This is a genomic window from Bacillus cereus (assembly GCF_007678085.1).
Lineage (GTDB): Bacteria > Bacillota > Bacilli > Bacillales > Bacillaceae_G > Bacillus_A > Bacillus_A cereus_BE.
Map to the genome: position 1 here is coordinate 536356 of NZ_VEDW01000001.1, position 13437 is coordinate 549792.

Genomic DNA, 13437 nt, shown 5'->3' on the forward strand with positions numbered 1-13437 from the left:
AGTGGAGAAAGGAAAATATCCATGAAACACTTTTTCGTTGTAATCCTTTGTTTAATAGGTGTATTCATTTGGATGAACATCGATGTGGAAATGGGGAAGAAAATGGCTAGTGAATATGAATTAGGACAAGTTCGATTAGGTGAATTTCAACTATATACGAACGGTGAAGAGCTATATACGAAATTATTTGAGGATATACGTAATGCAGAAAAGTACATATATATCCACTTTTATATTGTAGGTAAAGATGAAATAAGTAAAGAGTTTTTGCACTTGCTCGAGAAAAAGGCATCGAGTGGAGTAGAAGTAAAATTGTCCGTTGATCGAATAGGTGGATATAAGCTGAAGAAAAAGATAATTCGTCAATTAAAAAGCAATGGTGTCCAGTTTACGTTTAGTAAAAAACTTAAATTGAAACATGTATTCTATTCTTTGCATCAACGAAATCATAGACGCATTGTTACGATTGACGGAAAAGTATCATATATCGGTGGCTTTAATATTGGAAAGGAGTACCTTGGACAAGATCCAAAATTTGGCCCGTGGCGTGATTATCATGTACGAGTTAAGGGGAATGGTGCCACGGATATGGAAAGAAAATTTGCTACTGACTGGAAAGAGGATACGGGAGAAAAAATGCCTTTACATGAAAGTTTACCTGCAATTGGGAATGTGAAATATCAATATTTATTTTCAGATGGAAAAGGTTTATGGGAAAAATATGGAGCACTTTTAAAGCAGGCTAAAACGTCTTTAATTATTGCAACGCCATATTTTGTGCCAAGTAAAGAAATGATGAAAGAGTTAAAAGATGCATTAAACCGCGGTGTCAATGTGAAAATTCTCGTACCATTTAAAAGTGATGCAGTATTGTTAAAACAAGCTGCCTATCCGTATTTGAAAGACATGTTACATGCTGGAGCGGAGATTTATCAATATCAGAATGGTTTTTTTCATGGGAAAGTAACAATCATTGATGGGGAAATTGTTGATATTGGTACCGCAAACTTTGATAATAGAAGTTTTTATTTAAATACGGAGTCTAATTGTATTATCTATGATAAGGGAGTAACAGTGGACGTATGGAACCGATTAAAAGAAGACTTTCATAAATCAAAAAAATTTTCGGAAGAAGATTTTGAGAAAATTAGTAAATGGGATTGGTTTTTAGCAAGAATAGCAAATGTTATAGCATCATATTTATAGTATATAGACAAAAGAGAAGGGAGGCACTTTCATGGATTGTATGAAAGAACTAATGAGGTATAGTTATATGCTTATATATAAGGTTGGGGAGTATACAGGAAAGGTAAGAGATGAAGAATTAAAAGAGCTATTACAGCATCATTTACCATATATGCTGCAAGCATATAATGAACAAGTGAATTTTCAAGAAGGAGAGAATGTACAGCGTATAACTTGTGAACCAATTTCATTTCATTTTCATGAAATGGAAAAGGAAACTAATAGTAAATATACAGGGGATATTTATATTGCAACGTGTTATATTTCGCATTTAAAACGGTTAGCAATAAAGTTTGCTCAAGTGGCAGTTGAAGTTGCAAATCCAGAATTCCGCTCGTTTTTAGAAAATTGCTTCTTAAAAATGAATCGTTATGCCTATAGTGTATGGCAATATGTTGTGAAGAAAGAGTATAAGATTCAACATGTATATGAAAATGAGAAGTTTGCATAAGAAACTAAGGCGGAAAGATGGGCGCCTTAGTTTTTTTACTTTTCATGGAGAAAAAAGAATAGGTGTCTATGTTTATTATCAGAAGATTTACAATTATTTACCGTTTATTTACTGTATTTCAATCTTTCCTTTAAAAATAGAGAGTAATATGGGGATTGTACATATTCTATCTAAAGGAGGAAACGCAAATGAACAAATGGGTTAAATCATTAACTGCTATGGCACTTGCAAGTTCTTTATTAATGGTAGGTTGTAGTAATGGTGAGGACAAGAAGAAAGAAGACGATACAACAACACAACAAGAGGACAAAAAGGATAAAGAAACGAGTGGAACTGAGAAGTCTACGGATTCAAAAGAAAAGAAATAAAATAATAATAGAGCTTCCTCTTATATATGAGGAAGCTTTTTTGTTGTAAATTGATTGAGATTATTGAAAAATAGAGAAAGGATAAAAAGGAGGGAAAACAAATGAAAGTATGTATTTTGGGAGCAACTGGGCGAGTAGGTTCAAACATAATAAAATTAGCATTAAAGGATTCAGCTGAAGTAACTGCATTAGCGCGTGATTTTAATAAAATAGAAATACATCATGAAAGATTACGAGTAATAGAAGGCAATGTATTGAATGAAAATGATATAAAGAAAGCGATAGAAGGAAGCGATATAGTAATTAGTGCACTTGGAACGGATCAAAATGGGACATTAGCGAAGAGTATGCCACAAATTATAAAGCAAATGGAAGAAGAAGGAGTTCATAAAATCATTACAATAGGAACAGCTGGTATTTTACAAGCAAGAACAAATCTAAATTTATATCGTTTTCAATCAACGGAATCAAGAAGGAAGACGACAACAGCAGCAGAAGATCATTTAGCCGCATATAAGATACTTAGTGGTAGTAATTTATGCTGGACGGTCGTTTGTCCGACGCATTTAATAGACGGCGATGTGACAGGGGTATATCGAACTGAAAAAGATGTCTTACCAGAAGGGGGAGCGAAAATAACAGTTGGTGATACAGCGCAATTTATGTGGAATCTCTGTAGTGAAAACCAATATGAGAATAGTCGAGTAGGTATTTCCTATTAAAAAAACCATCCCGAAATTGGGATGGTTAAAAGATGATATAACATACAAATATGATAATCATAATGATTTGGAGAATGGCTTTCGCTACGGTACTGCTTAAAAAACCAACTACAGTAGCAACTCCTACTAGAAAGGCGTCTTTTGGCGCTTTTTTATGCATGAGTTCTGTAATAAATACCGATAAGAACGGTATGATAATTAAACCGAATGGTGGGAAGAAGAAAGATCCGACAATGATAGAAATCATACCGACACGTTCTCCCCATTTAGAACTCCCGTATTTCTTTAAGAAATATCCATTTGCAATAAAATCAGCAACGAAAATGAATAGTGTGAAAATGACTTGAATAATCCAAAAGGAAGTTGTTAGTTCTCCGCCATTTATACCAAAATGGTAAATGAAATATCCAGCCCATACAGCAAGGATACCTGGAATGATAGGGTAAATAAAGGCTAGAAATGAAACAATGAAACAGGCAATGATACAGATTGTTAATAATACTGTCACTTTATAACTCCTTCTTCGTGTCTAATTTATGTACCGCAATTTTTTTCACTTGATGTCCATCAAGTTCTAGTGCTTTAAATTGAAAACCGGCAAACTCAATGGAATAACCAGCCTCAATATTTAAGTCCACTGCTTGAGAGAGGAGCCAGCCTCCAATTGTATCTAAATCGCTATCATCAATATGTAGGCCAAACATATCATTTACTTCAGAAATAAGAACCTTCCCGTCTAAAACAGTAAGCTTCGGCGTGCGTTTTTCAATCATAGGTGATTCATCCGCATCAAACTCATCTTGAATTTCTCCAATAATCTCCTCAAGAATATCTTCCATTGTTAAAAGTCCAGCAGTACCACCATATTCATCCATAACGATTGCCATTTGAACACGATTCTTTTGTAGATGTACTAACGTTTTGCGAATGGGAACAGTTTCAAATACAGTTAGTACTGGATGTATGTAAGATTCAAGAGGCTTATGAATGCCTTTCGTTTGATCGTGAAATACTTCTTTTGTATTGATCATACCGATAATATCATCTTTATCTTTTTCGATGATCGGATAGCGTGTATATTTTTCAGTTGCGACGATATCCATATTTTCTTCTAACGTATTTTCAGTAGATAAGCAAATCATTTCTGTACGAGGGACCATAATTTCTTTTGCGACCCGGTCGTCAAATTCAAAAATATTATTTACATATTTATATTCGGTTTGGTTTATTTCGCCACTTTTGAAACTTTCACCTAAAATGAGTCGTAGTTCCTCTTCAGAATGGGCAAGTTCATTTTCTTTCGCTGGCTCTAAACCGAGTAGTTTTGTGAAAAAGATAGCTGTACTATTCAGTAGCCAAATGAATGGGTACATAATTTTATCGAATAAAATAAGTGGTCGTGCAAACTTAAGTGTGATTGCTTCTGCTTTTTGAATGGCGAAAGATTTTGGAACTAATTCACCTAATACAACATGGAAAAATGTAATAACACTAAAAGCAATAATAAAGGATAAAGTATTTGCCATTGTTCCAGTAATATTAATCTTTTCAAAGAGCGGGCGTAGTAAATGTTCCACCGTCGGTTCACCAAGCCAACCAAGTCCTAAAGAAGTAATCGTAATCCCGAGCTGACAAGCTGATAAATAAACATCTAAATTAGATATGACACTTCTTGCAGCTAAAGCTTGTTTGTTGCCTTCATTTGCAAGCTGGTCAATGCGGCTTTTTCGTACTTTTACAACAGCGAATTCTGATGCCACGAAAAAGCCAGAAATAAGGATAAGTACAAAGATGAGAAAAATATTTAATATGTCCAAGTGTGTTCTCTATTCCGTAGTTTGGAATAAAGATGTCACCTCCTGCAATTATGTTATACTTTTATAATAAATCCAAACGAAAAGAATAGTCAAAGAAAAAGGGTAAATATTGGTATGTTTCTGCAATAGTTTTTGAATGTGCTGTTATTTTGTCCGCTATACAAAAGGAATAACCCCCTACTTTCAGATTCTAGAGGGTTATTTCAAATTAAGGTTTTGGAATACTTCTCGTTAAAGCGTATGATTGTTGTTTAAAGTGGTTTGTCGTCCATAGTGTTTGAAGAAAAGAGAGTATGCAATATGGGATATACAAAAGTAGTAAGCTGATTGTAACAATTACAGGTGAATTTCCGCCGAATTGAACGATAAATTGTAATAATCCGTTTGTTTGAAAAACGCATTCCATAAAAATGAATGAAAGAATAATGGAACCTAGAATAGATTTATGATTCGAAGTAAGCGCCAAAAATAATGTATCTACAAGGAAAGAAGATTGTTTTATTTCATATTCATTTCTGTTACTTAAGAAAGGGACCCATTTTTTTATTGCTTGCATAACGATAATCATGGAAGTACTACAAACGATGATAAAAGATGAGTAGTAAGGAAGCTTTATAAATTTTGCGATGTATAAGAGTAGTAATAAGACTGAGCATTGTAATAATACAGTACAAAAAGAGTATGGTATCCATCTTAATAAAGAAGTAAACTTCTTAACCGAATGAGGTGCTTTAAAAAATAAATGGCCGATCCCTAAGCTGATGAAGAATCCGATTGCAAGAGTAAAGGTAAAACGAACAATCGATACAAAATATATTTCCCATATGTAAGGGAATAACGGTGTTGAATGATTAGAAGTATGAATCATCTGATTTGCTGAGAAAAAAATCGATTCGTGCATCCAATCAATCTTTGGAATTGTCATAGAAGAAAGTTGTGCGAAGTTATGAAAAATACTTATTAAGCCAGTTATGTATGAGTATTTATGTGTAATGAATAAAGCAGGAATAGGACTAATGATAAAAATAATGAGAACACCGACGATAAATTTACATATATGTGAGCGCAATAAAGACATGTAATCACCTACTCTTAGAATATTCAGAAAATTCTTATTCTTATTTTAGCTTCTTTCGGCGTAAGTTACAATATATTTTTCTTAAAGAAGTTTAGTATTGTACGGGATATAAGTGAATGAAACGTGAATAAATTATGACAAGAAAATGAATAATTTTCAGAAAAATAAAATAAATCATTTATTTTTTTCTGAAAATATAATATAGTTATGGCACAGAAAGTATTTTAACATAAGGAGGCTGTTTATGAGGATTAAAGGGAATTATGTGCCGAAAAGAGAAGTCTTATTTTGCTCAAGTTCAATTACAATAGGGGAAGCGCTGGAGCATTTAAATAAAACTGGCTATCGTTGTGTACCAGTTTTAGATGAAAAAAAAGAGAAATATTTAGGGAATGTATACAAAGTAGATATTTTAGAATATAAAGGTTCGCTGGAAGAGAGTGTCGTACAATTATTAAACGATAAAGAAGGTTATGTCAGAGAAGATTCTTCGTTCTTTAAAGTATTTTTTACAATAAAAAAATTACCTTATTTATCAGTAGTTGATGAAAAAGGAATCTTTCTTGGAATTTTAACGCATAAAAAAGTTTTCGAGTTATTAGAAGATGCTTGGGGCGTCCATTCTAGTAAATATTCCGTCATGATTGGGACGCAAGATTATAACGGAGCCATTCAAAAATTATCGACAGTATTAAAAAAATATACAGGTATCCAAAGTTTAATGACTTTTGATAATGATGCCTTATTAGTCCGAAGAATTATGTTTACATTAGGAGAAGAGTTTAACGACGATGAATTAGAGACGTTATTGAAAGATTTAGAAGATCACGGATTTAGAGTTGTATATGTGGAAGAGATGAAAAATCCACGTGAAGTTGAAACGATAGAGTAACATGCAAAAGCCATCTAATTATGTTGGATGGCTTTTGCGTGTTACGCGCATAAAATTATTTAAAAATAATGGTAGGGTAAAAATTGAAATTGTAACAAAACTTGTGTAAAAGAATAAAAAAGTAGATAATTTTGATTTTCAAAAAAATCAATTTGAAAATATGTTTTTATTTTTCAACTAAATATGTTACTATATGTGTGATAAAAACAAAGAGGTCTGACAACTATACTCCACGCAATACCACTCTAATGAGTTAAATATTCAAAAAAATCAAAAATTAATAGTTAGAGTAAGAATAAGGGGAATGGAGAAATTATGGAGAAAGACGCTGCTTTGTAAGGGGCATATTTTATCAGCTTGAGCAGAGAGGAGGATGCATAGCATATTGTGAAAATAAAGATAAACAATGAAAAAGTGCTATGCAAATGAAAAGTATGAAGGGACGTTTAAGGCCAGGTGATACGGTAGCAATTGGTTTAATGTTATTTGCACTATTTTTAGGAGCAGGAAATTTAATTTTCCCACCAGTTTTAGGGCAACAAGCTGGAGAGAATGTTTGGATTGCTACAATTGGATTCCTAGTAACGGGAGTCGGATTACCCCTATTAGCTGTAACAGCTGTCGCGTTTGTAGAGGGGGACTTGAAAGCGCTATCTTCTAGAGTTCACCCTGTATTTGCGTTTATTTTCCCATTGATTAGTTATTTAGCAATTGGACCATTTTTCGCGATTCCGCGTACTGGAGCCGTTTCATTTGAAATGGGTATGAAGCCATTTTTATCAGAGGCATTGGTTTCCGAGTGGTACATGCTATTTCTTTTCACTATAATTTTCTTCGGAATAACGTGGTATTTATCATTAAATCCATCTAAATTAGTGGATTGGTTCGGGAAATTTCTTACACCATTGTTAGTATTGATTGTTGCTGTAATTGTCGGAAAGGCAATTATTGATCCAATTGGAGAACCGGCTGCGCCGCTAGCAGCTTACAAAGAAAATGCTTTCTTTGGTGGATTTATTCAAGGATATTTAACGATGGATGCAATTAGTGCACTTGTATTTGGAATTGTCGTTGTACAAGTTATTCGCTCTAAAGGAATAAAAGAAAGTAGTCAAATTGCAAAAATAACAGTAGTATCAGGTATTATTGCAGTACTTGGTTTAACGTTAATCTATTTATCACTTGCTTATCTTGGTTCAACAAGTACATCACTTGGTGTATCAGAGAATGGTGGACTTATTTTAACGAATGTTGTAAATGAGCTATACGGAACAAGTGGTAAAATTTTATTAGGACTCGTTATTATCCTTGCTTGTTTAACAACTTCTGTTGGATTAACATCAGCTTGTGCTGGCTTCTTTACAAACTTATTCCCTAAGATTTCGCATAAAACGATTGTAACAATGGTATGTGTGTTTAGTTTAATCGTATCTAACCTAGGTTTAACACAATTAATCGCAGTTACATTACCAGTGTTAATGATCATTTATCCAGTTGCAATCGTATTAATCGTACTTTCTTACTTCCATAAATGGATTGGAAAGCGTAATACCATTTATATTGGAGCTATTTTAGGTGCATTGTTAATTAGTTTCTTTAACGGTTTAGAAAGTGCAAACATTAAAATTGACGCGATTTCTAACGTACTACAAATGTTACCATTATATAATGAAGGAATAGGGTGGTTAATCCCATCATGTATTGGCGGGATCCTCGGTTTCTTCTTCTATAAATCAAATGAATCAAGTGAACTACAAAAGAAAGGTGCTTAGGCGCCTTTCTTTTTTTAAAGGGGATTTTTTTGTTTTGTCTAAGTAATAAATGGGAGGAATGATAAAATGGCTAATTTTGAAGATTTTTTAACTTTGGATTTACGGATTGGGACTGTAACACATGCAGAGGAATTTAAAGAAGCGAGAGTTCCAGCGATTAAACTAGAAATTGATTTTGGAGAGCTTGGAATTAAGCAGTCAAGTGCTCAAATTACGAAGAGATATATCCCAGAAGATTTAATCGGTCAGCAAATCGTTGCTGTTGTGAATTTTCCGCCAAAACGTGTAGCTGGATTTAAATCAGAAGTACTTGTTTTAGGAGGAGTACCTGAAGCGGGTGATGTTGTATTACTTCAGCCGAATATGGAATTACCAAATGGAACAAAAATTAGTTAGTGTAAAGGCGGGGGAACATGGATATCGGACACGAATATTTACAATGTGCCATTTCGAATTTTAAAGCAACAAAGAAGCAAGGAGAGAGGGTGCTTTCACAATTATCATACGAACAGATTGAATGGTCTTCTCATGAAGAAACAAATAGCATAGCAATCATAATTAAGCATCTACACGGTAATATGCGTTCTAGATGGACGGATTTTTTAATATCTGATGGTGAAAAAATAGATCGTAACCGAGATGCTGAATTTGAAGGTGGTTATTCTTCTAAGGGAGAGGTACTCGCAGCATGGAATAAAGGATGGGAATATGTTTTTAATACGATGAATGTGCTAACACCGGAAAACTTATTACAGCCGGTATATATTCGTGGTGAAGCACAAACTGTCATGCAAGCAATTGAAAGACAAATTTCTCATTATGCTTTGCACATTGGCCAAATGATTTATATCGGTAAAATGTTAAAAGAAAATGATTGGGAATGTTTAAGCATTCCTAGAGGGCAGTCTGCACGTTATGTAGAGAAAAAGCGTTCAACATAGTAATAGGAAAGAAACCGATATAGAATGGGAAATAAGAAAATAACCCAAATAATAGATGGCTCTGTAATCATAAGAATGCTGCCAAAAATAAGTCCATATATAACTAGAAAGAAATTAAATAGTGTATTCATTGGGATAAATCTTGGGATGAACAATTGCTGCCGCTTAAAGCAATCACTGTGAAATACATACATGCGGAAGTACCGTGCGGCAGTAATAAGATCTTTCTTTCGTACAATTCTTTTTTTGCATATATGACAGATGAAGGTTGGTCGCATTTCATTACGCTCCATTTTTCATATTTGTAATTATGTAAGACAAAAGTAAGTATAAAGTGTATATGCCTATATACGCTCCTGTAATAAGAAAAAATGGATTTAGTAAAATGCTATGAATACTTGTCATGAAAACTAAATCTTGCATTAAAACATCATATATATGAATAGAAATAATTGTACCGAGTACATAAAGAGATAAGTACGCTGAAATGTGTAACGTAACGCGGATTGTAGGATGCTTAGCAAGCCAATAAAAAATAAATGATAGTACAACGGGTAAAGTCCCTATAAGTAGCTTCAATTCATTTCACCTCATTAACAATATAGCCGGAATTTAGACGGTCTATTCTCTAGAGCTTGTACATAACTTGAAATAGAGAGGGTGATAGTATGAATCGAGGCTTTTTTTATGTGAAGTTTACGAGTGTACGAAAGTTAATATTATTTATTATTGCTACAGTACTAGCGACTTTTTTTCTTATTAGTATGATGGTAACTTCTATGAAAGAGACAAAGTCAACGTATTTATATAATTGGTTAAACGAGTTATCGATGAATGGTTACATGTACGTACTGGGAAAAGAGAATCATTATTTTACACAGGAATATCGAAATTTAAATCAAGATTTTTCAATTTCTTCGTTTCTCTTTTCTATGGCTACGAATATTCGTTTTAACGATGTACGCAGTTTTGTCGGAAAAGAGCTACCTGGTTTTGGTAAGTACGATACAGAAATTGTTATTGCAGGTGAAGGGACAAATTATTCTAACTTACCGATAGAGTCGAGCGTGCCACTTGAAGAAGTAGTAAAAGAACGGACTGGAGAAGGTGGACAGGCTCCAAAGCCGGATACGAACAAAGAGAAAAAGCAACCGGCTCAAACGACAGGGAAACGACAAGTTGCGTTTATTTATCATTCACATAGCTGGGAATCTTATTTGCCGTTACTGAATTTAGCAAATGATCCAAATCCGAATAAAGCGACAAGTTCAGTCACGAATATTTCAATAGTCGGCGACCGATTTCGTGAACAATTAGCAAGTGAAGGGATCGGAGCTACTAACGACAAGACTGATGTCGGTCAAAAGTTGATTAGTAAAGGGTTAAATAGTAATAGTTCTTACAAAATGTCACGGGAAATAGTACAAGAAGCAATGACTGGCAATAAAGAACTGCAATACTTCTTTGACTTACATCGTGATAGTGCTCGGAAAAATGTCACGACAAAAACAATTGGAGATAAATCATATGCGAAGCTTGCTTTCGTCATAGGAAAAGGCAATAAAAATTATGAAAAAAACTTACAATTAGCAACGGCTTTACATGAGACGATTAGTAAGAAGTATCCAGGCGTTAGTCGTGGTGTCATTCAAAAAGGATTCCAAACAGGAAATGGTGTCTACAATCAAGATTTGTCAGGACAAGCGATATTAATTGAAGTTGGTGGCGTAGATAATACAGAGGAAGAACTAAATCGATCGATTGATGCACTTGCTAAAGCGTTTGGTGAATATTTCTGGCAGGCAGAAAAAGTGAATGGATAAAGTAAAACAGAAATGAATGAGAGAGTCTGAAAAAACGTGAGTGTAATGCTTACGTTTTTTTGTAATTGATGAGACGTCACAGAAAAGACATAATTTGTCGATGTTATAGTAATATCGAAATTTGTCAAATTATACTGGGGGATTTACAAAGGGATTTTCGGGGAAATAGAGAAAATCTTTTTACAAGGAAAACTTTTTATTCTAAAACTGGTAGGGTGATTGAAGTGATTAGGGAGATCAAAATAGAAGATGCGGCACCATTTCTGCAATTAAGTAAGCAACTAGATGAAGAAACGAAATTTATGTTATACGAACCAGGAGAAAGAAAATTTACAGTAAAGCAACAAGAACAAATGATTCATCGCTTTATAGAAAATAAATATGCAACAATATTGGTAGCAGTTGAAGAAGAGAGAATAGTAGGATTTATTTTATTGAATGGAAATCATATTCAAAGAAAGCGACATGTAGTAAGTATTGTAATTGGTATTTTGCAAGAGTATAGTGGTCGAGGTATTGGGAAGAGATTGTTTAAAGAGGCTGAGAAGTGGGCAAGATTACATGATGTATGGCGTTTAGAATTAACGGTAATGGCCCGCAATACAAGAGCTCAGGCACTATATAAAAAAGTTGGATTTGAGAAAGAAGGTGTCAAAAGAGCTGCTCTTATTATCGATGGAGAGAACATCGATGAGTATGAAATGGCCAAATTATTAAAATAAGAGGTCGTTATATGAAAAAAAGATGGACACTACTTGGTATGGTAGCGATGGTACTTATTGTTGGAGTAGCAGGAGTCAATTATAAAATGTATAAGGATAAGCAGGCGCGCGAGGTAAATGTAAATAACATATTTCCGAAAGCGAAAGAAACGATTGCGAATATGGATGGTGATATTGCGGTCATTAGTAATCCGAATTCGATGCTTGTGCTTGTAAATAAAAGTAGGCGCTTGCCAGATGGGTATAGACCGCCAGATTTAGTCATTCCGAAAGTGCGCTACTCAAGTGAAGGTGATCAAGAAAAGAAAAAAATGAGGAAAGAAGCAGCAGGGGCGCTTGAGGAAATGTTTCAGCAAGCGGATAAGGAGCATATCTTCTTATTTGCAGTCTCTGGATTTAGATCTTTTGATCGACAAAAAGCATTAAATACGATGTATAAAAAACAAGATGGAGAAGCAAAAACAGCGATGTCTAGCGCGGTTCCTGGAACGAGTGAACATCAAACAGGGCTTGCAATGGATATTACATCTCAATCTGCCAAGTTTCAGTTAGAGACAGTTTTTGGTGAAACGAAAGAAGGGCAATGGCTTTCTGAAAATGCCCATAAATTTGGTTTTGTCATTCGATATACAAAAGAGAAAGAATCGCTTACGGGTTATCGATTTGAACCATGGCATGTGAGGTATGTGGGAAATCCACAAGCTACATATTTATATGAAAATCAACTGACACTTGAAGAAGTAACGCAGTGAACAATTGAGGGGGAGAAGGATTATGACGGTGTTATATAAGAAAAAAGTACATGCATATGTGACAAGAGAAAAAGAAGGAGTTATGCAACTGCTTGTTTTTAAACATCGTGATATACCTGAAGCTGGTATGCAAGTACCAGGAGGAACAGTTGACGAAGGAGAAACGTTAGAAGCAGCACTTTTACGTGAAGTACAAGAAGAATCTGGATTACGTCATTTATGCATAGAAAGATTCCTAGCTGATTACATCATACTTGTAAAAGACAAAAAGGAATATCAAAAACGCCATTTCTTCCACATAACGTTACTAACAGATGTAAAAGATGATTGGGAACATATTGTAAGTGCCGGTGAGGAAGATGAAGGTTTAGTATTTTGCTACGAATGGATTGATATTGCAAAATGCCCTGAATTAGCCGGGAAACAAGGTGAGTTTTTACATTTGTTAGAAGAAGTATACGTGCAGTAATAATAGGGTCTGAAGCGAGGTTGAACTCGTTTCAGACTTTTTTTGCCGTCAGAAGGTAGGCTGAACACTTTTGTTTCGTTCATAACAATTCTTTGAGGGCGAATGTTTATTTCTTTTTGCCTTACGATACAATCTGTCGTAGATAAGGAGGTAATATATCGTAAGACAACGAAATTGGATAATAATAATCATTTGGTTACTTGGGCTAATAGGAATTGCGGTGAAGACCATGTTCACATTTTGTTTCGTTTCGTTCCAAATATTGATTTTTCAAAAGTAATTAACAGTTACAAAAGTGTTAGTTTTCGTTTCGTGAAACGAGATTTCCTAAGATAAAACATAATCTTAGGAAAGAAATAATTTTAATGAACTCTCTAAGAAAGGT

The 13437-nt window shown here is 34.2% G+C and carries 17 protein-coding genes and 1 pseudogene; 13 read left to right on the forward strand and 5 right to left on the reverse strand.

What is annotated here, in order from left to right:
• Positions 1-21: 21 nt before the first annotated feature.
• The 4 genes from cls (at position 22) to FS742_RS02705 (ending at position 2786) form a co-directional block, all read left to right on the forward strand.
• Entirely contained in the window at positions 22-1206 is a 1185-nt protein-coding gene (gene cls / locus FS742_RS02690) for a cardiolipin synthase (RefSeq protein WP_144611095.1), read from the forward strand.
• 31 nt (positions 1207-1237) lie between these two features.
• Positions 1238-1696, forward strand: a complete 459-nt coding sequence (locus tag FS742_RS02695; RefSeq protein WP_144611096.1) for a spore coat protein — start codon at positions 1238-1240, stop codon at positions 1694-1696.
• A gap of 188 nt (positions 1697-1884) precedes the next feature.
• The gene (locus FS742_RS02700) at positions 1885-2064 is read left to right on the forward strand and encodes a hypothetical protein (RefSeq protein ID WP_144611097.1); all 180 of its coding nucleotides are present in this window, start codon (positions 1885-1887) and stop codon (positions 2062-2064) included.
• 101 nt (positions 2065-2165) lie between these two features.
• Positions 2166-2786: an NAD(P)-dependent oxidoreductase gene (locus FS742_RS02705; RefSeq protein WP_144611098.1), complete on the forward strand. Its 621-nt coding sequence runs from the start codon at positions 2166-2168 to the stop codon at positions 2784-2786.
• A gap of 25 nt (positions 2787-2811) precedes the next feature.
• Here the strand turns inward: FS742_RS02705 and FS742_RS02710 are convergent, their stop codons facing one another.
• The 3 genes from FS742_RS02710 to FS742_RS02720 all read right to left on the reverse strand — a co-directional run bounded on the left by FS742_RS02710 (position 2812) and on the right by FS742_RS02720 (position 5681).
• Positions 2812-3294, reverse strand: coding sequence for a DUF456 domain-containing protein (locus tag FS742_RS02710; RefSeq protein ID WP_000217326.1), 483 nt, complete (start codon positions 3292-3294; stop codon positions 2812-2814).
• 1 nt (position 3295) lies between these two features.
• Positions 3296-4603, reverse strand: coding sequence for a hemolysin family protein (locus FS742_RS02715; protein ID WP_144611099.1), 1308 nt, complete (start codon positions 4601-4603; stop codon positions 3296-3298).
• Positions 4604-4811: 208 nt separating this feature from the next.
• Positions 4812-5681 (reverse strand): hypothetical protein, encoded by an 870-nt coding sequence (locus FS742_RS02720; RefSeq protein ID WP_144611100.1) that lies wholly within the window; start codon positions 5679-5681, stop codon positions 4812-4814.
• Positions 5682-5925: 244 nt separating this feature from the next.
• Here FS742_RS02720 and cbpA point away from each other — a divergent pair, with 244 nt between their 5' ends.
• From cbpA to FS742_RS02740, 4 genes are all read left to right on the forward strand, one after another.
• Positions 5926-6573: a cyclic di-AMP binding protein CbpA gene (gene cbpA, locus FS742_RS02725; protein ID WP_087959607.1), complete on the forward strand. Its 648-nt coding sequence runs from the start codon at positions 5926-5928 to the stop codon at positions 6571-6573.
• A 434-nt stretch (positions 6574-7007) separates the two neighbouring features.
• Positions 7008-8345, forward strand: a complete 1338-nt coding sequence (gene brnQ4, locus FS742_RS02730; protein WP_395940390.1) for a branched-chain amino acid transport system II carrier protein BrnQ4 — start codon at positions 7008-7010, stop codon at positions 8343-8345.
• Between the two features lie 66 nt (positions 8346-8411).
• Positions 8412-8741: a chaperone CsaA gene (gene csaA / locus FS742_RS02735; protein WP_144611102.1), complete on the forward strand. Its 330-nt coding sequence runs from the start codon at positions 8412-8414 to the stop codon at positions 8739-8741.
• Positions 8742-8758: 17 nt separating this feature from the next.
• On the forward strand, positions 8759-9286 hold the full coding sequence (locus tag FS742_RS02740; RefSeq protein ID WP_144611103.1) for a DUF1572 domain-containing protein: 528 nt from the start codon (positions 8759-8761) through the stop codon (positions 9284-9286).
• Here FS742_RS02740 and FS742_RS02745 read toward each other — a convergent pair.
• Together FS742_RS02745 and FS742_RS02750 are read right to left on the reverse strand one after the other, a co-directional pair.
• Positions 9259-9564 (reverse strand): permease, encoded by a 306-nt coding sequence (locus tag FS742_RS02745; RefSeq protein WP_144611104.1) that lies wholly within the window; start codon positions 9562-9564, stop codon positions 9259-9261. The genes FS742_RS02740 and FS742_RS02745 overlap by 28 nt on opposite strands.
• Before the next feature lie 4 nt (positions 9565-9568).
• Positions 9569-9865, reverse strand: a complete 297-nt coding sequence (locus tag FS742_RS02750; RefSeq protein ID WP_128974695.1) for a hypothetical protein — start codon at positions 9863-9865, stop codon at positions 9569-9571.
• A gap of 89 nt (positions 9866-9954) precedes the next feature.
• Here FS742_RS02750 and spoIIP point away from each other — a divergent pair, with 89 nt between their 5' ends.
• The 5 genes and pseudogenes from spoIIP to FS742_RS28340 form a co-directional block, all read left to right on the forward strand.
• Positions 9955-11109, forward strand: a complete 1155-nt coding sequence (spoIIP, locus tag FS742_RS02755) for a stage II sporulation protein SpoIIP (RefSeq protein ID WP_144611105.1) — start codon at positions 9955-9957, stop codon at positions 11107-11109.
• 224 nt (positions 11110-11333) lie between these two features.
• On the forward strand, positions 11334-11831 hold the full coding sequence (locus tag FS742_RS02760; RefSeq protein WP_144611106.1) for a GNAT family N-acetyltransferase: 498 nt from the start codon (positions 11334-11336) through the stop codon (positions 11829-11831).
• Between the two features lie 11 nt (positions 11832-11842).
• Complete coding sequence (locus FS742_RS02765) at positions 11843-12583, forward strand: M15 family metallopeptidase (protein ID WP_144611107.1); 741 nt, start codon at positions 11843-11845, stop codon at positions 12581-12583.
• Positions 12584-12605: 22 nt separating this feature from the next.
• Complete coding sequence (locus tag FS742_RS02770; protein ID WP_144611108.1) at positions 12606-13052, forward strand: NUDIX hydrolase; 447 nt, start codon at positions 12606-12608, stop codon at positions 13050-13052.
• Between the two features lie 213 nt (positions 13053-13265).
• A pseudogene (locus tag FS742_RS28340) lies at positions 13266-13426 on the forward strand (transposase); the annotation flags it as partial.
• Between the last annotated feature and the right edge of the window lie 11 nt (positions 13427-13437).

What these genes read in the sequence shown, in the direction of transcription:
- cls (WP_144611095.1), top strand. Translation starts at nt 22, where the DNA reads ATGAAACACTTTTTCGTTGTAATCCTTTGTTTAATAGGTGTATTCATT.
- FS742_RS02695 (WP_144611096.1), top strand. Translation starts at nt 1,238, where the DNA reads ATGGATTGTATGAAAGAACTAATGAGGTATAGTTATATGCTTATATAT.
- FS742_RS02700 (WP_144611097.1), top strand. Translation starts at nt 1,885, where the DNA reads ATGAACAAATGGGTTAAATCATTAACTGCTATGGCACTTGCAAGTTCT.
- FS742_RS02705 (WP_144611098.1), top strand. Translation starts at nt 2,166, where the DNA reads ATGAAAGTATGTATTTTGGGAGCAACTGGGCGAGTAGGTTCAAACATA.
- FS742_RS02720 (WP_144611100.1), bottom strand. Translation starts at nt 5,681, where the DNA reads ATGTCTTTATTGCGCTCACATATATGTAAATTTATCGTCGGTGTTCTC.
- cbpA (WP_087959607.1), top strand. Translation starts at nt 5,926, where the DNA reads ATGAGGATTAAAGGGAATTATGTGCCGAAAAGAGAAGTCTTATTTTGC.
- brnQ4 (WP_395940390.1), top strand. Translation starts at nt 7,008, where the DNA reads ATGAAGGGACGTTTAAGGCCAGGTGATACGGTAGCAATTGGTTTAATG.
- csaA (WP_144611102.1), top strand. Translation starts at nt 8,412, where the DNA reads ATGGCTAATTTTGAAGATTTTTTAACTTTGGATTTACGGATTGGGACT.
- FS742_RS02740 (WP_144611103.1), top strand. Translation starts at nt 8,759, where the DNA reads ATGGATATCGGACACGAATATTTACAATGTGCCATTTCGAATTTTAAA.
- FS742_RS02745 (WP_144611104.1), bottom strand. Translation starts at nt 9,564, where the DNA reads ATGCGACCAACCTTCATCTGTCATATATGCAAAAAAAGAATTGTACGA.
- spoIIP (WP_144611105.1), top strand. Translation starts at nt 9,955, where the DNA reads ATGAATCGAGGCTTTTTTTATGTGAAGTTTACGAGTGTACGAAAGTTA.
- FS742_RS02765 (WP_144611107.1), top strand. Translation starts at nt 11,843, where the DNA reads ATGAAAAAAAGATGGACACTACTTGGTATGGTAGCGATGGTACTTATT.
- FS742_RS02770 (WP_144611108.1), top strand. Translation starts at nt 12,606, where the DNA reads ATGACGGTGTTATATAAGAAAAAAGTACATGCATATGTGACAAGAGAA.